The 19,887-nt window shown below is 40.5% G+C and carries 15 protein-coding genes; 9 read left to right on the top strand and 6 right to left on the bottom strand.

Features of this window, described 5'->3' with window-relative positions; genetic code table 11:
• The first annotated feature begins 16 nt into the window (after nt 1-16).
• The 5 genes from U735_RS0106625 to U735_RS0106605 all read left to right on the top strand — a co-directional run bounded on the left by U735_RS0106625 (nt 17) and on the right by U735_RS0106605 (nt 6,043).
• Nucleotides 17-805: a glucose 1-dehydrogenase gene (locus tag U735_RS0106625; RefSeq protein WP_031443074.1), complete on the top strand. Its 789-nt coding sequence runs from the start codon at nt 17-19 to the stop codon at nt 803-805.
• 57 nt (nt 806-862) lie between these two features.
• Nucleotides 863-2,197 carry an enoyl-CoA hydratase-related protein gene (locus U735_RS24925; protein WP_051891893.1) on the top strand — a complete coding sequence of 445 codons (1,335 nt, stop codon included), beginning with the start codon at nt 863-865 and terminating at the stop codon, nt 2,195-2,197.
• A gap of 83 nt (nt 2,198-2,280) precedes the next feature.
• On the top strand, nt 2,281-3,459 hold the full coding sequence (locus U735_RS0106615) for an acyl-CoA dehydrogenase family protein (protein ID WP_031443072.1): 1,179 nt from the start codon (nt 2,281-2,283) through the stop codon (nt 3,457-3,459).
• A 5-nt stretch (nt 3,460-3,464) separates the two neighbouring features.
• Nucleotides 3,465-4,547: a phosphotransferase family protein gene (locus U735_RS0106610; protein WP_031443071.1), complete on the top strand. Its 1,083-nt coding sequence runs from the start codon at nt 3,465-3,467 to the stop codon at nt 4,545-4,547.
• A 74-nt stretch (nt 4,548-4,621) separates the two neighbouring features.
• The gene (locus U735_RS0106605) at nt 4,622-6,043 is read left to right on the top strand and encodes a sulfatase family protein (protein WP_232233191.1); all 1,422 of its coding nucleotides are present in this window, start codon (nt 4,622-4,624) and stop codon (nt 6,041-6,043) included.
• Between the two features lie 73 nt (nt 6,044-6,116).
• Here the strand turns inward: U735_RS0106605 and U735_RS0106600 are convergent, their stop codons facing one another.
• From U735_RS0106600 to U735_RS0106585, 4 genes are all read right to left on the bottom strand, one after another.
• Nucleotides 6,117-7,088, bottom strand: a complete 972-nt coding sequence (locus U735_RS0106600) for a bile acid:sodium symporter family protein (RefSeq protein WP_031443069.1) — start codon at nt 7,086-7,088, stop codon at nt 6,117-6,119.
• 189 nt (nt 7,089-7,277) lie between these two features.
• A complete protein-coding gene (locus U735_RS0106595; RefSeq protein WP_031443068.1) occupies nt 7,278-8,306 on the bottom strand; it encodes a zinc-dependent alcohol dehydrogenase family protein in 1,029 nt (342 codons plus the stop codon).
• 60 nt (nt 8,307-8,366) lie between these two features.
• On the bottom strand, nt 8,367-9,449 hold the full coding sequence (locus U735_RS24465) for a DUF6544 family protein (RefSeq protein WP_034248277.1): 1,083 nt from the start codon (nt 9,447-9,449) through the stop codon (nt 8,367-8,369).
• A gap of 54 nt (nt 9,450-9,503) precedes the next feature.
• On the bottom strand, nt 9,504-9,953 hold the full coding sequence (locus U735_RS0106585) for a hypothetical protein (RefSeq protein WP_031443066.1): 450 nt from the start codon (nt 9,951-9,953) through the stop codon (nt 9,504-9,506).
• Nucleotides 9,954-10,106: 153 nt separating this feature from the next.
• Here U735_RS0106585 and U735_RS0106580 point away from each other — a divergent pair, with 153 nt between their 5' ends.
• The 3 genes from U735_RS0106580 to U735_RS0106570 all read left to right on the top strand — a co-directional run bounded on the left by U735_RS0106580 (nt 10,107) and on the right by U735_RS0106570 (nt 14,857).
• The gene (locus tag U735_RS0106580; RefSeq protein WP_031443065.1) at nt 10,107-10,952 is read left to right on the top strand and encodes a universal stress protein; all 846 of its coding nucleotides are present in this window, start codon (nt 10,107-10,109) and stop codon (nt 10,950-10,952) included.
• Between the two features lie 350 nt (nt 10,953-11,302).
• On the top strand, nt 11,303-13,681 hold the full coding sequence (locus U735_RS0106575; protein ID WP_031443064.1) for a TonB-dependent receptor: 2,379 nt from the start codon (nt 11,303-11,305) through the stop codon (nt 13,679-13,681).
• Nucleotides 13,682-13,702: 21 nt separating this feature from the next.
• Nucleotides 13,703-14,857 (top strand): PepSY-associated TM helix domain-containing protein, encoded by a 1,155-nt coding sequence (locus U735_RS0106570; protein ID WP_031443063.1) that lies wholly within the window; start codon nt 13,703-13,705, stop codon nt 14,855-14,857.
• A gap of 46 nt (nt 14,858-14,903) precedes the next feature.
• Here the strand turns inward: U735_RS0106570 and nhaA are convergent, their stop codons facing one another.
• Together nhaA and U735_RS0106560 are read right to left on the bottom strand one after the other, a co-directional pair.
• Nucleotides 14,904-16,211, bottom strand: coding sequence for a Na+/H+ antiporter NhaA (nhaA, locus tag U735_RS0106565; RefSeq protein ID WP_031443062.1), 1,308 nt, complete (start codon nt 16,209-16,211; stop codon nt 14,904-14,906).
• A 229-nt stretch (nt 16,212-16,440) separates the two neighbouring features.
• Complete coding sequence (locus U735_RS0106560; RefSeq protein ID WP_031443061.1) at nt 16,441-18,675, bottom strand: FUSC family protein; 2,235 nt, start codon at nt 18,673-18,675, stop codon at nt 16,441-16,443.
• A 200-nt stretch (nt 18,676-18,875) separates the two neighbouring features.
• On the opposite strand from U735_RS0106560, the gene U735_RS0106555 reads away from it, so the two are divergent.
• A complete protein-coding gene (locus tag U735_RS0106555; RefSeq protein ID WP_031443060.1) occupies nt 18,876-19,775 on the top strand; it encodes a MerR family transcriptional regulator in 900 nt (299 codons plus the stop codon).
• Nucleotides 19,776-19,887: the final 112 nt, after the last annotated feature.

Below are 19,887 nucleotides of genomic sequence, written 5' to 3'. Positions count from 1 at the left end.
TATTAATACCAGTGGGATGCAAACAAGTGTAAAACAAAAATTCAATTTAAAGAACAAAGTTGCCATTGTAACCGGTGCCAGTAAAGGTATTGGGGAATCCATTGCCAGAGGTCTAGCCGAATACGGAGCCAAGGTGGTCATTAGTTCCCGTAATCAAGAAGCCGTAGACCAAGTGGCAAATAATTTAAAAAAGGAAGGGTACGATGCCTTGGGCATAGCCTGCCATGTTGGTGATGAAGACCAATTAAAAAAATTGGTTGAGGAAACAATGAACGCTTATGGAGGGGTGGACATCCTAGTGAACAATGCCGCCACCAATCCGTTTTATGGCCCCTTGGACACCATGGAGAACGCCCTATTCGACAAAATAATGGACATAAATGCCAAGGCCCCTTTCCATTTGGCCAATCTATGTTATCCCATTATGAAAAAAAGCGGAGGCGGGAGTATCATTAATATTGCTTCGGTGGAAGGAATGAAACCAAGTGTTGGGTTGGGATTGTACAGTGTTAGTAAGGCGGCCTTGATCATGTTGACCAAATCACAGGCAGTGGAATGGGGCAAATTTGGAATCCGTTCCAATGCCATCTGCCCAGGACTCATCAAGACCAAATTTAGTTCGGCCCTATGGCAGAACGAAAAAATATTGGATCAAGTAACCCGTCATTTACCTGCAGGAAGAATGGCCGTTCCGGATGAAATGGCCGGCCTGGCCAGTTTTTTGGCTTCTGATGCTTCCAGCTATTGTACTGGATCGGTTTTTACGGCCGATGGCGGGCATATGATTGCCGGTGGTTTCAATTAGTCATTGGACAAAGCTTAGTACATCCCACACTATTTAAAAGGACATAAATCAAACCAAATGGAAGAAGAAAAATCGATCAATAAGGCGTACTCCACAGAAATTTCACAACTGTCGGATCTGACTCATTACCTAGGCAAGGAATTGGGGCTATCCAATTGGATAACTATAACCCAGGATATGATCGACACCTTTGCCAGAACAACGGACGATAATCAATGGATTCACGTGGATCCTGAAAAATCTGCCAAATATTCCCCCTATAAAAAAACGGTGGCACATGGATTTTTGGTCCTTTCCCTAGCCTCAAAATTCTGCTTTGAAACCCTCAAGATAAAAGATATTGCGATGGGGGTAAATTATGGATTGGACAAAGTGCGGTTTATGAATGCCACCCCTGTGGGCGCCTTATTAAGGGCTCGTGTATCTTTAATGGAATTCAGCCCTTTTGAAGGCGGGGCCAAATACAAATTAAAGCTTGTATTTGAGCTTAAAGGGGAAGAAAAACCGGCTTGCGTAGCCGAGTTTATTGCCCAAGCCTATGCAAACCCAAATAGTAAAAAAACAAGTTCGGCACCTAAAAAGGTCGCTCCAGAAAAAATTGAAAGCAACAATAATGAGAGTGTTCTTTTTGAAAAGGAAGGCGATATTGGAATTATCACCCTTAACAGGCCGTCAAGATACAATGCGGTTACCGACGATGTCGTGAACGGAATTACTGCCGCTATCAACATAATCCGCAAGGACGATGACATTCGCGCAGTGGTTATTACAGGAGCCGGAAAAGGTTTTTGTGCCGGTGCGGATATGGCGGTCTTCGGCCAAGTTACACCCGAAGAAGGCAGGGCATATATTACCAGTACCTACCAACCATTGATGCGCACTCTTTTTACCCTTCGTAAACCCATTATCGGGGCCATTAACGGAACTGCGGCCGGAGTAGGAGCTTCCCTGGCCCTTGCCTGCGATTTTAGGGTAATGTCCAAAAGCAGTGCTTTATTGTACGCCTTTATTAATATAGGCTTAGGCCCCGACGGTGGCGGCAGTTGGCTTTTGGCAAGACAGGTGGGTTACAGCAAAGCCTTGCAAATAGCCGTGGAAGGCAAAAAAATAATGGCTTCGGAATGCCTGGATCTTGGCCTCACCAATAAATTGGTACAGGACGATACCGATTTGCTTAAAACCGCCAAATATTGGGCCCATGAATTGGCCAAACTGCCCACTTTAGCTATTGGTGTTACCAAAGAGGATATGTTCTATGCCATGGGACATGATCTATATGATACCATTGCTTATGAAGCGGAAAAACAAGTTGCCACTTTTGGGAGTCGCGATTTTGCAGAAGGTGTCAATGCCTTTTTGGAAAAGCGTCCCGCTAAATTTATAGGCAAATAACACTTTATTACAGTTGCTGCCGAATTCAAAAAATATCCCCAGCTGATTATATATAAAGACCGAAACTTCCAAAAACTAAACAAATGAATTTCGACGATATAAAAAATAGGATAAAAGCCTTTGTTAAGGAGGAACTATTTCCTTTGGAACCCTGGATATTAAATTGTAGCTGGGATGAAAAATTACCAAAGCTGAATGAACTTCGAAAAAAAGTAAAAGACGGCGGACTTTGGCTACCCCAGGTCCCAAAGGAATACGGGGGTTTAGGGCTAAGCAATACCCAGCATGGGGAAATCAGCGAAATTTTAGGTACCAGTCCCTACGGACATTATTGTTTTAATTGTCAGGCCCCTGATGCTGGCAACATGGAAATATTGATCGAGTTCGGGACCAAGGAACAGAAAGAGGCATACCTCTACCCTCTTCTAGCAGGAGATATTAGGAGCTGTTTCGCCATGACCGAACCCGATTATGCAGGCTCCAACCCTGTAAATATGGGCACAATGGCCTTTAAAAAGGATGGCCATTATATAATAAACGGTCATAAATGGTTCACCACCGGTTTTGATGGGGCCTCCTTTGCCATTGTAATGTTGGTAACCAATCCGGAAGCATCAGAAGCGCATAAAAAGGCAAGCCAAGTTATTGTCCCCATCAATACCCCAGGTCTGGAATTTATTAGAAACATTCCCATAATGGGACATGCAGGTAACGGCTGGGAAAGTCATTCCGAAATTAAATTCCATACTGTAAAAGTGCCCTTGACGAATGTATTGGGCGGAGATGGCGAAGGATTTACCATTGCCCAAAAACGATTGGGACCGGGACGTATCCACCACTGTATGCGTTGGATGGGAATATGTGAACGCTCTTTTGACCTAATGTGCCAACGGGCCGTGTCCAGGGAATTGGCACATGGAAAAGCATTGGCCGATAAACAGACCATCCAAAACTGGATTGCAGAATCCAGGGCCGAAATTAATGCTGCGCGATTATTGATCCAGGATGCTGCCCATAAAATTGATACTCAGGGAGCTTATAAAACCAGAAAGGAAATTTCTATCATTAAGTTTTTTTGTGCCAACGTGCTTCAAAAAGTGGTAGACCGTGCCATTCAGGTCCATGGTGCCTTAGGCCTAACGGACGACACCATTCTGGCTTTCTACTATAGGCATGAACGGGCTGCCCGAATTTATGATGGGGCCGACGAGGTGCATAAGAGCAGCTTGGCCAGACAGATTTTAAAAGAATACAGAATTTAAGAATTATGTTGAACCCATGGAACGATAAATCCACAACCATCCGTAAAGGGGAAGAATTGCAAATGGAGAATTTACAATCCTATTTGCAAGATTTTTTTACCCACAAAGGCGATTTAAAAGTTACCCAATTTCCAAGTGGTTTTTCCAACCTTACCTATTTGGTACAATTGGGAAATAGGGAATATGTATTGCGAAGACCGCCCATTGGTGCCAATATAAAATCCGGTCACGATATGAAGCGCGAATACGACATATTAACGGCCTTAAAACCCAACTACGGTAAGGTCCCGGCACCAATACTTTATTGCCAAGACGAATCCATTCTAGGCTGCCCCTTCTACTTGATGGAACGGGTGGAAGGGGTTATTTTAAGGGCAAAAATGCCGGTTGAAATGATTCCCTCCAAAGTACTGATGCAGGGCATATCGAACAGTTTTGTAGATACATTTGTTGATCTTCATCAACTGGATGTAAAGGAAATAGGTTTGGATGATTTTGGTAAACCCCAAGGATATATGCAACGTCAAATTGAAGGTTGGACCAGGCGATATTACAAATCCAAAACCGATGAAATTCCCAGAATTGAAGCTGCCGCGAAATGGTTGGGAGAGAATATGCCCAAGGAACCAAAAGACTATTCCCTGATCCATAACGATTTTAAATACGACAATTTGGTGCTGGATTCCCAGGATTGGACCAAAGTTAATGCGGTGCTGGATTGGGAAATGGCCACTATAGGAAATCCATTGATGGATCTTGGTACCACATTGGGCTATTGGGTCAACCCCAATGACCCTGACTTTATGAAGGCCCTAAACCTTACCCCGACCCATCTTCCCGGTAATCTTACACGGGAGGAGGTGGTGCATCAATACAGTCTAAAAAGTGGACAAACAGTAAATCATATAATCTTTTATTATGTCTACGGCCTGTTCAAAATAGCAGTAATCATCCAACAAATATACTTTCGCTATAAGAAAGGATTTACTCATGACCAGCGCTTTGCAAAACTCATCGATGGAGTAAACCTGCTTGGGGAAATAACGCACATGGCCATCGCCAAAAAAAGATTGGACCGCCTTTTTTAAACCTTTTGTGCGTTCTTAAATCTTCCTTTGCCATTTTTTGTTATCTTCAAATCCAAATAACAACAACCAAAATAATGATGAAACAGTGGCTTAAAACCAGCATAAATTTAAAAACTTTGCTAACCCTTCTATTAATATCCTCTTGTTTCAGCAATGGCTGGGGCCAAGAAAACCTTAGCAAAACCCCTAATTTCATCATCATCTTTGCAGACGATCTGGGCTATGGCGACCTAGGTACCTATGGGCACCCAACCATTAAAACACCCCATCTGGATCAAATGGCCGCGGAGGGGCAAAAGTGGACAAATTTTTACGTAGGTGCCAGTGTGTGTACGCCCAGTAGGGCGGCATTATTAACTGGAAGATTGCCGGTAAGAAGTGGTATGGCCAGTGATAAGCACAGGGTGTTGTTCCCCGACTCCAAATACGGGCTACCCAGCTCAGAGATTACCTTGGCGGAACAATTAAAAAAAGTTGGTTATAGTACAGCCTGTGTTGGCAAGTGGCATTTGGGCCATAAGGAAGAATACCTACCTACCAATAATGGGTTTGATTACTATTTTGGTATCCCCTACTCCAATGATATGGATTTTGTGGGGGATTATAAGGCCTTCAAAGAATCTAAAGGGAGTTTGCCCACCGAAAACTTTAATGTGCCCTTAATAAGAAATACGGAAATAATAGAACGCCCTGCCAATCAAAATACCATTACCAAAAGATATGCAGAGGAAACCATTTCTTTTATCAAAAGAAATAAGGATAATCCTTTCTTTATATACTTGGCCCACAATCTTCCCCATATTCCGTTATTCGCCTCAGAGGATTTTTTGGGTAAAAGTAAAAGGGGAATATATGGCGATGTATTGGAGGAAATTGATCATGGCATAGGACAAATAATTGCTGCCCTAAAGGAAGAGGGATTGGACAAAAACACCATCGTAATCTTTACCTCGGACAATGGCCCTTGGCTTTCCTACGGAATTAATGGCGGAAGTGCCGGTCTGTTAAAGGCCGGAAAAGGCATGACCTGGGAGGGTGGAATGCGGGAGCCTTGCATTTTCTGGTCGCCGTCCAACATTAAACCGGCCGTGGTCAGCGAACTGGGAACCACCATGGACCTTTTCACAACCTTTAGTGCCTTGGCCGGCGTACCCTTGCCCAAGGACAGGGTTATGGACGGTTTTGACCTAAGTGGCACCCTTTTTAAGAACACACCCAGCCCGCGAAAGGAAGTTTTCTATTATAGGGGAACACAACTATATGCTGCCCGACTAGGAGATTATAAAGCCCATTACATTACCCAGGGATCTTATGGCCAATTTGGGGAAAAAGAAGTTCACGATATCCCAATCCTATACAATTTAAGCGAAGACCCATCAGAGAACTTTGATATTGGAGCAAGTCATCCAGAAATTCTTGCCGATATAGACCGTATGGTCAAGGAGCACCAGTCCAAACTAATTATGGGCAAGGACCAATTGGCGGATAGGGAATAGTTGGGGCACCAAAGCTACTTGGAAGTAGTTACTATAACATTGGCCATGCATACCATAGTCACTATATAGAGCCCTAACCTACCGCTTTCCGGCGTGCGAGTTTTCCCGCTATAATACTCATAATCAAAATCTGACTAGCATGGTATATCATTAGGGGCAACAAAATAATTCCAATGGATGCCATCTTCCCAAACAAAATTTTAGAAAAAACAGTACCATGTACAAGTGACTTTTTTGTCCCACAGAACTGGGCAGTAATTTGATCTTCCAGATTGAATTTTAGTTTTTTAGCCGTAATTCCAGTACTAAAAAACACCAAAAAGAATAGGGCCAATACCCCAATAAAAAGCATTACCAAATCCAAAAGGGATACCGAACCGAATATTTTTGCCTCAAATGATTCCGCAAAACTTTTGTAAATAATGAGCAATATAATCGACTTGTCAAAAAGCGACAATTGACTACTGTATTTTTGTGCCAAAACCCCCAAAAACCGTTGCAGAAGAAGCCCTAAAAAGACGGGGACCAAAATTTGCAGTAAAAGCTTTGTGTATATTTCCGTGAAGTCGAAATCTGCCTGGGTATTCTGAACAAAAAGTCCCATCCATATTGGCGTTAGCACTATCCCTATAATACCTGAAATACTCGCGTTAAAAATGGCTGCCGGGATGTTTCCCTTGGCCATGGAGACCATTACAACAGAGGAAGATACCGTGGACGGTAGGGCTGCCAAAAAAAAGAAGGCCAACCAAAGTGTCTCCTGTTCTTCATTTTTCATGAGCGGATAAAATGTTAAAACAATAAGTGGAAATATCAAAAAGGTAGATGCCTGCACCAACAAGTGCAACTTCCAGTTCTTAAGTCCGGCCTTTAATTTTTGGGGACTCAATTTTAATCCATAAAAAAAGAAGATCAATGAAATTCCTATTGCACTAATTGTATCGATAGGAACGCGACTGTCTGCCGTACCCCATTGTGGAAAAATATAAGCTATACCAATAACAGCTATTATGGACAGAACAAACCCATCGATCTTAAATTTCATACTCAATCCCTGTTTTACAGTTTGCCCATTAAATTAATTGAGGTAGTCCTGTGATAGATAAATTAAAAAAAACCACTGCGAACAATAAGCTGGCAAAATTAAGATTTAATCCCAAAATATATAGAGATCTACCCGCTTAAATCAGATTATGGAATCTGTATATAAAAGGAAGTGGACAAAATACATTAATCAGTCAATTTTCAAAACTTTAGCTCCTTTAACATGACGTTCTTTAAGTTCAAGAAGCGCCTTATTGGCCTCCTCCAAGGAAAATATTTGAACTTCTGGCCTAATGGAAGCATTAGCTGCCAAAATTAGAAAATCTTCAACATCCTTGGCCGTTAAATTGGCAACCGACTTAATTTCCTTCTCCATCCATAGATGGTCTTGATAGTTTAGATTTTGTAGGTAACCTTTATCCGTCCCTTCCTTTCGAATGGCATTGATGACCAACCTGCCTCCTTTTTTTAAATTGGCAAGAGCTTCCACCACGGGTTTCCAGGCAGGCGTGGTGTCTATGATAACATCCAATTTCTCCGGGCAGGCATTTGAGGTATCTCCGGCCCATTCCGCCCCCAATTCCTTTGCAAAAGTCCGTTCCTCCTCCTTTCTGGCAAATACGAATATTTTGGTCTTGGGGTATGAATACTTCAATATTTTTAAGACAAGATGTGCGGAGGCTCCAAAACCGGTAAGTCCTACATTGTCACCATCCTTTAATTGTGCAAGCCGTAAAGATCGATATCCTATTGCCCCTGCACAAAGAAGTGGAGCTGCCTCGGCATCGGAAAAAAATTCTGGGATCTTGTGCGCATATTTTTCAGGAACGGCCATGTACTCCGCATATCCGCCATTGACATCCTTTCCCGTGGCCAGAAAATGATCACAAAGATTTTCTTTTCCATCCAAACAAAACTTGCACAAGCCGCAAGCGGAATAAATCCAAGCCACGCCTACCCGATCTCCTATCTTAAATTTCGATGTCCCAGTTCCTAATTCAGCAACAATTCCTACCACCTGATGTCCGGGTACCACAGGAAAAACTATTGTGGCTATTCTCCCCTCTATTTCATCCAGCTCCGTATGACAAACCCCACAAACCGAAATCTTTATCAATACTTCCATGTCTTTAGGTACGGGAACGGGAATATTTACCATGGTCAAAGGATTCCTATTTTCCTTTAAATTACTTACTCCATTCAATATCATTGCCTTCATATGCGCTGGTCATTTTATTGTCCAAAACCTTTCCTTATCCAATCATACAATCCGTAAATACTAGTCAATAACGTTATAGGCAATATCAACCACCTCAAATTTTCCATAGACGAATTCCCCATCTGGGTAATGCCATGTAGCTTCTCCATAGGTAGGAAGTTGGTAGCCGTTAACATTTTTATAATTACCTGCAGGAGTTGAAAAAGGAAACGCTTTCATTTCAGAAACGGAATAACGATCATTGGAAACAAAATTAACAAGCTGTCCCTTTTCATTAAAGTATAAAATAGCAGATATTATAGTGCCGTTGTTATTAAAGGTGGCTTTTGCGCTTAAGTTATCCAAGGTTTCCCAGCTTATTCTATCATCTATAAGAGCGGCTGGGGCAAATAGACATAGATCATTAAAAAAGGTCACCGTTTCCGTGGGATACAATTCCGGTTCTGCAAGGTCCACCACCGAAAAAAGGGACAAGAGTTTTATTTGCATGCTGGCCGCTTCATTTATGTACTTATGATAGCCATAAGTGGGCAGACCCATTACCTGGGCCTTCATAAAGAACAATCGGCTGGGCGAAACGAAAAAATTATATTGTTCCGAAGTAAATTTGAACCAATCCTTGCCCTTGTCTCGCATTTCTCCTTTAAACACAATTTTAACATTGTTTATCTTAGGCTTTCCTACCGCACCTACATAAACCAGATACTTTTGAACGCACATTGGCAAAGGAGCCAAATCCTCTTCAGTTAGAAGTTCAGGAGTTGGGGCTTTTATGTTCATGGCAGAAGCAACATCCTCTTTAAAACCTCTTTCAAATATCAAATTGGACATACCTACAATGGCCACCACCATTATAATAACATTCGCAATTGTCCCATATTTGGCATCGGCCCAGGTAGTGACAATTAAACCTTGTGAAAGAATCACAACTACAATTCCAAGTATTGGCCACCAGTCCTTTCTTGAAAGCAATCCAAATGCTGTCACTATAAAAAGTAGGGCCGCCAAGAACCAAAGTATTCCCATGGGCCTGGAGATTTCCTTGGTGAATTGTTCCATCTCCCCAAATTGGAAGGCTTTGGCAAAACCCAGCAGATGGATAAGGCCGTGTAGAATAATTAACAACAACAATACAATGCGCATATCTACCCCTTTGACATTAAAAATAAACAATACTTATAGCTCATAGGTATTTGTTCAATGGTCCATCAAATTTGCAAGGGACTCGCTATCAATTATAAATTCTGTTATGGCAAAGGCCTCCTTCCTATTGCTGCGAAACAATGTTACGAAATGTGCAACCTCCTCCTCAAGATGTTCATGTTCCCTAATTATTATACTGGCATCGGCCTTCTTATAATCCTCCACCATTTGACCCAATTGTGTTCTATGTCTTTGAACTTTCTCCAATAAATCCTGGCATTTATTCTTTAGGTCGAATAATCCAACTTTTAGTTCTTTTACCATATCCAAATTTTCCGGCTTGGTAATCCACATAAAATATTTGTCTATTAAATGGTGTAAAAAGCGCAGGTCGTCCTTATAAAACTCCAAATCAGATTTCCAATGCTCCGTTAAAACATACAACTCGGACCATGGTCCGTCCTTTACATATTTGTGGTCCTTATTACTTTCGGTATGTTCCATTATATTAAATTTTAAAGATTATAGCCTAAAATTAGTTTAGTCACAGGTCTTTGGAAATGACATATATCAGGTGCCTATAAGTGATGCATGACAACGGTCATTTTGAACATGGAATTTATGCAGTAGCTTGGGAAAAGAAATCGAAATCAGCAAATGATGAAAACCATTCTCTACGCAACGGACTATTCCCAAAATTCGGTCGCTGCCTTAAAGTTGGCCCACCTAATGACGAAAAAATTTGACGCAAAATTGTTTGTAATGCACGTTTTTGATATTCCCCTAACCCTGAGTACCGTATCTATAAGCCACTTAAAAAAGGAGAAAAGATTATTGATAGAAAACAAATCCAAGCTGAAAGAGTTTTGCAAGGAACATCTGGGTGATACCTGGGAAGGTGGCGATATTAATTTTATAGTTGAAGAAAACGTTTCGGTAGTTCAAAACATCTTGAAGAAAGCAACAGAACTTGAAATTGATCTCATTGTTTTAGGGGCCAAAGGCACAAGTGCTGTAAAGCAATTTTTTATGGGAAGTGCAACAACAGCATTGATCAAAAAGGCTCCTTGCGCTGTTTTGGCAGTACCGCCCATGTTCACCCTCGAAAATTTCCAAAGCATGGTTTATGCCACCGATTTTGAACAGGCCGACATTTTTGCCATCAATAGGCTTGTGGAAATTGCTAAGAAATTCAACTCTAAAATAAGTGTTGTTCATATATCAACCAGTGCAGAATATGCCGGTGGTCAGCAGATGGAATGGTTTAAAGAAATGCTATATCAAAAAGTGGCTTATGACAAAATGGAATTTGATCTGATATTTGACGATGACATTTTTGAAGGATTAAATAGGTATTTGGAAAATGCCCATGCCAGTATGTTTGCTATGTTGGAACGAAAGGACTACTCCTTTTCCCAAAGATTCCTACAAGAAGATAAGGTAAAAAAAATGGTGTCTGCTACTACCATCCCATTAATAAGTTTCAACATTGGGGGACTATAGGCTGTCCTGCAGAATACTGAACATATGAGATTCTCCTTTGCTGTGTCCTTTCAAAAATTACACGATAGACCTTATTCCTACAGCTAACGATTAAACCTTTTTATTAATCTTCTTTACCTTCTTTTTGGGTCTTACCTTTGGAAACCCATGTTGAATTACTCTTAAAATTATATTGAGTTGATGAATTTGACAATTTCTGTATGGATGTTATCGGTTGCCCATTCCCATAAAATAGGGCCTCAACAATTATTTTCAATTTCTTATTTAAAATTATTCTAAATAGTTTTGCACAAGATAAATTTCCATTCTATTTTAGCACCTTATTTATAACCAGTCTAATTTAAAATAAGATGAGAAATTTATTTCTAATAATCAATCTGTTAATAGCCACCTCCATTTTTGCCCAAAATTATGGGACGGTTAGCGGAACTATACTTGACAGTGACAACAATCCTGTTCCTTTCGCCAATATTTTTATAGAAAACCTAAAAAAAGGTGGAATGGCCGATGAGTTTGGAAAATATACCCTAACAGAAGTACCCTATGGGGATTGGCAAATTAAAGTTAGTTCGGTAGGATTTAGGACTATAAAATTTCCCATAACCGTATCCTCTGCCAATATCGATAATCAAGTAATAAAGCTTAGTATGGACAACCCTTTGAGCGAGGTAGAAGTATTTGGCAGAAGATTGTCACATCCAGATAAAATAGAGGCCCTTACACGTCTTCCTTTGGAGCCTTACGAACAGATTCAGAGTATATCGGTCATTTCGGAGAAACTAATAACAAATCAAGGTGCCCTTACCATTTCAGAAGCTACCAAAAACGTTCCCGGAGTATATACTTTTGCCACCTATGGCAACAAACGTGAGAGTATGTCCTCCCGAGGTTTTAGAGGCATCCCCATCCTAAAGAATGGGGTTAGGGTCCATTCTGATTTTAGGGGTGTAGGTATTTTGACCGATATGCAGGGAGTGGACAACATACAGGTATTAAAAGGCGCAGCTTCAATTACCCAAGGGGTTGCCACAGATTTGGGAAGTCCGGGAGGAGTTATCAATATTGTAACCAAGACACCGATCTACCAATTTGGGGGAACGGTTACCCAACGCTTCGGCAGTTTTGGGCAGGTAAGGCCTACCTTCGATATTTATGGCCCTATAGATGACAATCAGTCTGTAGCCTTCCGTATCAATGGTGCCTTGGAACGGGCAGATAGTTTTAGGTCTGGTGTAAGTTCCGAGCGCATCTATATCAATCCTTCCCTACAATGGAAAATAGACGATAGGACGAAGATTACCCTTGAGTTTGATCATTTTGACGATAGCAGAACCCCCGATCTCGGAACCGTAAATCTGGCCTCCAACGATGTAAGTGCCATTTATGACCTGCCTACAGATCAATTTCTAGGATTTGCAAACGACCGTTCACTTACCAAAAATACCACCTATTCACTGAGGTTCGACAGGCATTTGAACGATAAACTTACTGTGAAGACCGCCTTTTATAAATCCCATTTAAAATTGGACGACAAAGGTGCCAGTCTTGGAAGTGTAGTTTCCATAGATGATGTGGAGCAATACAATCTGCGCACCAGAGGCTACTCTACCTCTACCCGAAACGATGATAATGGTGTTTTACATATTGATCTAATTGGTGATGATGTTAAAACTGGAAGCATCAATCATACCTTTCAGGTGGGGTTCGACTATAGAACCTCAAAATATAGTACAACTAGTCAATCCCTTAGCGCCTTGGACACCATCAATGTTTTTGAGAGCAATTCCAATACTTTGCCCAATGTAACACTCAACAGTGGGAATCCCGGAGGTGCTGAAAGCAAATCCCTGGGCCTTGTGGCACAGGACGTGGTTTCCTGGACAGAATGGTTCAAAACATTTTTGGGAATCAGATATAGTACAACGGAAACCATTACGGATACAGAAAATGATAAAAGTGACGCCTTTAGCCCACTGGGAGGCATCATAGTCAATCCCTTCAAAAATATTAACGTTTTTGCCTCCTACACCAATAGTGCCTATCCAAGAACTGCTGCACGGCTAAGTGTCAATGGCGAAGCTCTGGGGAATGAACGATATGACCAATTGGAAGCTGGTGTAAAAACGAGTTGGCTTGCCGACCGTCTGCGATTTAACCTGACCCTTTTTAAAATCAACAATAAGAATATTAACTTACCTGTATACGACGAGAACTGGGTAGCTACGGGCTATTACCAAAAAGGTGGCAACGACCAAAGACAGGGAGTTGAGGTGGAACTTACCGGGCGTATACTGGAAAATTTGACTGCAGTTGCCGGTTATTCCTACATTGATGCACAGTACAAGGAACACACCTCTTATGTTTATGGTTCGGCACCACTTAACACCCCTAAACATACTGCGAATGTATATATGGACTATAAATTTCAAGGTCCGCTCCAAGGACTTTCATTAGGAGGCGGTGTTTACTACACTGGAGAAAGGCCTATCAACGATTGGTCGTCCGGGGCAGTTACCCATCAGGGAATAGTTCCCAACGAAAAACCATTCAATGTAGAGGCTTATACCTTGACCAATCTTCAGGCAGGATTTAAGTTCAACCATCATTGGGATGTTAGGCTAATGGTAAACAATGTTTTTGACCAAATTGGTTACAACGCCTATCGTACCAGCTATATTAACCAGACCGACCCTAGATCCTTTGCTGGAATATTACGATATACACTTTAATAGCTAAAAAATAGCCCGAACATGTCCAAAAAAACTAAAAAATATACCTTCAGAAAATTTATAAACGATGCGCATCTTTGGTTGGGAATAGGCAGTGGAATTATTTTATTCCTTGTCTGTTTAAGTGGCACGGTATTAACTTTTGAGGAGGAATTAAAGTCGCTCTTTGCCAAAGAATTTGTAGTTGCCGATGCAACGGGAAGCCCTCTTTCCATGAAGGAACTGACGGAATCTTTGTCCAAGGAAGGAATCGTAAGCAATGTTACCATCCCTGCAAAAACGAACGAAGCCTTTAAATTCAGTATAAAAACCTCACCCAAGGAAAGAAGGGGCACCACCTTTTTCGTTGACCCATATTCCGGGAAATACCAAAAAGTTCAAAAATCCAATTTGGACGGATTCTTTATGACCATGTTTAAAATGCACAGGTGGTTATTGTTGGAAACCGAAGAAGGAAGACCTATCGTAGGCATTGCCACCCTTATCTTTCTGTTCTTGGCGGTCAGTGGAATTATCTTGTGGTTTCCCAAAAGGATGAAGTGGAAGAATTTTAAGCCAGGCTTCAAAATTAAGTTCAATGCAAACTGGAAGCGGATAAACCATGACCTACACAACACACTTGGATTTTATGCGTGTATCTTTTTGGTCATCATGTCGCTAACCGGGCTATTTTGGTCCTTTGAATGGTATCGCGACGCTGGCAGCAAGGTATTGGGCACCAAGGTTTTCGGAAATCGCGGTGGTGGTCCACAGTTTGAATCGGCACTAGAGCCCGGTAGCTCGCAAAAAACCTTTGAGGAGATACTACAGCTTACATCAGCGGAGTTGGCCTATGAAGGTGAGACCACTATTACCATACCGGCTAAGGACAATGAGGTCTACACCATTACCAAAAACAATAATTCCAGATTTTCACCTGTCATAACCGACAAGCTTATATTGGATAGGGATGGAACCCTTCTACATAAAGAACTTTTTGCCAATAAGCCATTGAACGTTCAGATAGCCTCTTTGATCAAGCCCATACATTTGGGTACTATTTACGGTACCTTTTCTAAAATTATTTACTTTCTTGCCTGCCTAATTGCCACTAGTTTGCCCATTACAGGAACCCTTATCTGGATCAACAAACTAAAAACCAAAAAGGCGAAAAAGAAGCAGCCTGCATTTGTCTAAACCCCATTGTATATGGTTACAACATCTTTAAGTTAAAACAGGGCCTTTAGTGGCCCTTTTCTTTTCCGCCACTCCAACGCAGTATTAGATATCCGACCAAACCTGAAGCAACAGACCCAATTAAAATACCAACTTTGGCTGAATCAATAAATATTACATTGCTTACAAACGCCAAATTGGCTATAAAAATGGACATGGTAAAACCTACTCCTGCCAAAATAGCTATTCCCGAAATCTGGAGGAAATTAATGTCCTCTGGCAATACAGCAATCTTTAATTTAATCCCTATCCAGGATAATAATGTAACACCAACCAATTTCCCCAAAAACAAGGCTATAGCGATATTCATCATCAATGAAGTATTCAATTCCATATTAGTTCCAAATACAACTCCTGCATTGGCCAAGGCAAAAATGGGCATAATAAAATAGGCCACCCAACCATGAAGTCGATGCTCCAATTTTTGTAGGGGCGATGTAAATTTATCGGTCAAATCCTCCAAATCGTCCATATGCCCTATTTGTTCATTGGATAGTACAGGAACATTCTCGTTATTGGATTGGGCAATACCGGTCATGATTTTGGATAAATTCTCCTTAAAATACTGCATATCTATCTTTTGCCGAATTGGCACGGTAAAGGCAACAAGTACACCCGCTATAGTTGGATGTATACCCGACTTTAAAAAAAGCACCCAAATTATGACCCCAAGAATTACTGTCCAGTACTTGGAATAGACCCCCTTAAACCCTATAAAAGAGAGTATCAACAAAGGAATCAATGCATATAAAATTAATAGCCAATCAACCCCTCCGCTATAGAAAATGGCAATAACCATTACTGCCCCCAAATCATCCACTATGGCGAAAGCAGTAAGGAATATTTTAAGGCTTAGGGGAACCCTATCCCCTAATAGTTTCAAAATTGCTAAGGAAAAAGCAATATCAGTTGCCATAGGAATACCCCAGCCTTGGGCCGTTTGGGGAGAGTCATTTAAGAAAAGAAATAACAACAAAGGAAAGATCATTCCCCCGATTGCGGCGAACAAAGGAAACATTGCTTTTCGAAGTCCGTTAAGTTCCCCTATCAGAAGCTCCCGTTTAATTTCCAATCCGATCAGAAAGAAAAATAAAGCCATGAGGCCGTCATTGATCCATAGAATAAGCGGTTTTGTAAGCTGAAAAGTTTCAGAGCCGACACCAATTTTATACTGCCATAAGGAATTGTAGGAATCACTAAACCCGGAATTTGCCCAAATCATGGCAATGAGTGTAGCACTAAATAATAGGATACCACTTAAACTCTCTATTTTTACGAATTTCTGAAAGGGTGTAAGAATAATTCTTTTGATCATAAAATTTAAATGTGAGTGAACAAAAAGGTCATAAATGTAAAAATACATAAATGCATTAAATAGCAATGGAAAGGCTATTATTCATAGATTTTGATTTAAAAAGAATTTGTGCTCTTATTACTAAGGATCAATTCCATAGGAAGCCGATAAGTATAAATTAGGTAGCTATCCATTCCCAATTTTTACAATTTAATTAACAAACAGTAACTAATAACCTTCTATGAATCTTCTAATCAAACTCGATTTTTGAGACCAGCCTTAACATTTTTCCACTTAAGGAAAATAGCCAGTGCAATTGTTCTGTAACCAAGTGGGCTTCCTGAAGTTCGCGCTCCAATTTTATGTCTACCCTAGAGGAAAGTTCAATATTCTTGGGTACAAAGGAGGGAAGCTGTTCCTTGGCGAACTGATTGTTATGGGGATCAATGGGTGCCTGGTCGGATTTTGAATTCTCTAAGGCATGAAGTACCTGCTCCAAATTTTCATCAATTTCAGAAATAAAATTTTTAAATTTTAACGAAGCCTCAGTAGTAGGATTGTTCTGGATAAAAGTACTGAATGACGCCAAAGACGAAAGAAAGGTATGGTTAAGCACAACCAATTCATATATTTTATCCAGATTTTTTTGTTTGGATACAGGTTCTTGTGCCATTCTTTGAAAGGCCGAACTAAGGTTGGAAGTTTCCACGAAAGCCTCTTTACGCGACACCTTATAGGTCGTTGTAACCTTACCCTTTTGTTCGTAATATTGGGCAATTTGGGCAAGAAAACCTTTATTGGCCTTGACGCTATTTTCTATTTGCTCCCTGATCTCCATAAATTCCCATGCCGGCAAAATCCACAACATCGCCACAAAGGACAGTCCAGCTCCAATAAGGGTATCCAATACCCTGTACTGTATAACGGTTATTATATCTGGACGGATAATGGCATAAACAAATACCACGGTAAGAGTTATGAATGTTGCCCCCGCCCTATAATTTTTCTGGACCATTGAAAAGGCAACAATCAAGGACACCACTCCCAAGAGCCCAAATACAAAGGGATTCTGTATTAAAAAAACAAAACCGGTCGCAATAGCGCCTCCTATAAGCGTTCCAATAATTCTATCTTTTGTACGGGATTTGGTAAGACCATAACTGGGCCGCATTATTACGATAATAGTCAAGAGTATCCAATATGGATTTTGAAAATCGAAGAAATTACCTAGAGCATACCCTATCATAACGGCTACAGACAACCTTAAGGAATGTCTAAATATGGTAGACCTAAAACTAAAGTTGCTCAGCAATAATTTGGGATCATAATCTTGGGCCACTATAAAACGTTTGGCCAAAGTCTGATCCACCAAATCTAGCGTACCCAGATCCGGATTACCCAAAAGCCATTTTATCTTTTTAAGTTTTTCAAATTGTTTTTCAAGATATTGTAAAAGGTTTTGAAGCATTAGGAATCCCTCATAATCTTCAGTGCCCGTTTCCTTCCTGAAGCTGGCTATTTCGTGTTCCACCTTACCAAAATATTGCACCAATTTGGAATTTTTGGGAAACTTGCTTTGGTCGGTTCCTGCCTCGGCGATTATCCTTAATTGACCTGCCATTTCAAATATTAGATTCTGAAAGCTCTCTATAAACTCGGGGTGGTCTCCAAAAAGAGCATCCATTTTTTCATAATTGACCGGATTTGCTATAGCGGTTTCAAGCATGTCTATTAATTCAACAAAAATCAACAGTCTTTTGGCCTGATAACTTGACCTTCCTGAACTTTTCCTTGAAAGCAGTAAAATTTCCCTTAGGGTTTCATGATGTTCAATTAACTTACTCTGAATCTCATATAATTTGGACTGCAATTCCAATCGATCCATCTTCGGACCTACCAATTTAGCCCGAGTTTCCAGAAATTCGGCGGTGAGCCTATAAGTCTCCCAGAAAAGCTCTTCGGTCTGCGCTTTGGGATTTATACGATACCAAAGTACGGCCAATAGCAAATACCATAGTCCACCCGCACCTATTAAAAGTGCGTATTCATAAATTTCGAGTTCCTTCGATTCATGGGCGAAACTCAATACCAGGGCCAGCAAGCCGGAAAAACTGATTAGGGAAGCCCGAAATCCATAAACCGAAATAAAGGCGATTGCAAAAGTTAGAAGCCCCAAAACAGGAATCAACAACCACGTTTCGAACTTGAGATACCCCCCAATAAAACTAACCAACATTACCAGCAGCGCAGAAAATAGGATCCCATATTTCTTGTGACGAAAGTTGCCACTCACATCACTGGGCGAACTCCAAAAGGCCCCAAAGCAAAGCGCAAGTCCAATTTCTAAATGTCCCCATCTGATGGAAAGTAAAATAGGTACCGTAACCGCAATGGCAATCAGAATGGCCTTAGAGAAATTGGTACTTTTCAAAAAGTGCAGCAGTTCCCTAAAATTATTGAAAATGATTTGGCTGTATGATTTCAATACATAATTGTTCAGCCATAAAGATACGATTTGCCATGGCTAAGGCAAATAGTGGAATATTCTGTTTTCGGGAAATATTATTTAAGAAAAAAACTGGCCGAAGATGGAATCACATGAACAGACCCATATATTAAACGTTTGTAGAAACTTTGAAATAAAATATAAAAATGATATTTTTGTTTAACCTTTTTTAAAAATTAATGAACAACGTTAAGAGTAATTTTAGCATTAAAGACCTTGAGAATCTTTCTGGTATTAAGGCCCATACCATTAGAATATGGGAAAAGCGATACAACCTTTTTCAGCCCAACAGAACGGACACCAACATAAGATGTTATGATTTAGAGAACCTACAAAAACTTCTTAACGTTACCTTTCTCTACAATAACGGTTATAAGATTTCAAAGATTTCGCAGCTAGGAGAAGATAATATTCCTAAGGTTGTAAAAATTATGGTTGCGGAACAGAGGGACAACGGACATGTGCTAAATTCCTTTAAAATGTCCATGATGAACTTTGATCAGGCACTATTTTTTAAAACATACAATGCACTTTTAAAGGAGAAATCATTTAGGGAAATTTTCTATGAAGATTTTATCCCTTTTTTAAACGAAGTGGGACTGCTTTGGCAGACCGATACCATTACGCCCTCCCATGAACATTTTATCTGCGCCCTGATCAAACAAAAGATTTTGGTAAATACAGAAAAGTTGCAATTCAACACACCTTCCAATGCCTCCAAAACCTTTGTGCTGTATCTTCCGGACAACGAAATACACGAATTGGGGCTGATGTTCCTAAATTATGAAATCCTATCAAAAGGCTATCAATCCATTTTTCTTGGACAAAGCATTCCTATATTTAGTTTAAAGGATTTGGTTCCATTATATGATAATATTGTCTTCGTTTCCTATTTTACGGTACAACCGGACAAGGAAAACATTATGGCATATCTAAATGAATTTCATGAAATGTTACTGAAAGACACTGCTTCCGAGCTTTGGATATCGGGAAAAATGCTCCAAGAAATAAATAAAAGTAATTTGCCCAAAACTATTGTTGCCTTTTCCCAGATAGATCAATTGGTGCAAAATCTTTGACGACCCAAAATAGATATAAATTTGGAATCTTACGGCTAAGGAAGAAATCCTTGCAACCCTAATTTACCACCTAGGTTGTTAACCCGCTATTCTGGATGGCAGCCCTTTTTTT

The organism is Arenibacter algicola (genome assembly GCF_000733925.1).
GTDB classification, from domain to species: Bacteria; Bacteroidota; Bacteroidia; order Flavobacteriales; family Flavobacteriaceae; genus Arenibacter; species Arenibacter algicola.
This window is presented reverse-complemented; position numbering and strand designations above follow the sequence as displayed.

Bases quoted from the DNA above. Each gene is read 5' to 3' on its own strand.
- U735_RS24465 (WP_034248277.1), bottom strand. From the start codon at position 9,449: ATGCGCATTGTATTGTTGTTGTTAATTATTCTACACGGCCTTATCCAT.
- U735_RS0106595 (WP_031443068.1), bottom strand. From the start codon at position 8,306: ATGAAGGCAATGATATTGAATGGAGTAAGTAATTTAAAGGAAAATAGG.
- U735_RS0106600 (WP_031443069.1), bottom strand. From the start codon at position 7,088: ATGAAATTTAAGATCGATGGGTTTGTTCTGTCCATAATAGCTGTTATT.
- U735_RS0106615 (WP_031443072.1), top strand. From the start codon at position 2,281: ATGAATTTCGACGATATAAAAAATAGGATAAAAGCCTTTGTTAAGGAG.
- U735_RS24925 (WP_051891893.1), top strand. From the start codon at position 863: ATGGAAGAAGAAAAATCGATCAATAAGGCGTACTCCACAGAAATTTCA.
- nhaA (WP_031443062.1), bottom strand. From the start codon at position 16,211: ATGATCAAAAGAATTATTCTTACACCCTTTCAGAAATTCGTAAAAATA.
- U735_RS0106585 (WP_031443066.1), bottom strand. From the start codon at position 9,953: ATGGAACATACCGAAAGTAATAAGGACCACAAATATGTAAAGGACGGA.
- U735_RS0106555 (WP_031443060.1), top strand. From the start codon at position 18,876: ATGAACAACGTTAAGAGTAATTTTAGCATTAAAGACCTTGAGAATCTT.
- U735_RS0106625 (WP_031443074.1), top strand. From the start codon at position 17: ATGCAAACAAGTGTAAAACAAAAATTCAATTTAAAGAACAAAGTTGCC.
- U735_RS0106610 (WP_031443071.1), top strand. From the start codon at position 3,465: ATGTTGAACCCATGGAACGATAAATCCACAACCATCCGTAAAGGGGAA.
- U735_RS0106580 (WP_031443065.1), top strand. From the start codon at position 10,107: ATGATGAAAACCATTCTCTACGCAACGGACTATTCCCAAAATTCGGTC.
- U735_RS0106575 (WP_031443064.1), top strand. From the start codon at position 11,303: ATGAGAAATTTATTTCTAATAATCAATCTGTTAATAGCCACCTCCATT.
- U735_RS0106570 (WP_031443063.1), top strand. From the start codon at position 13,703: ATGTCCAAAAAAACTAAAAAATATACCTTCAGAAAATTTATAAACGAT.
- U735_RS0106605 (WP_232233191.1), top strand. From the start codon at position 4,622: ATGATGAAACAGTGGCTTAAAACCAGCATAAATTTAAAAACTTTGCTA.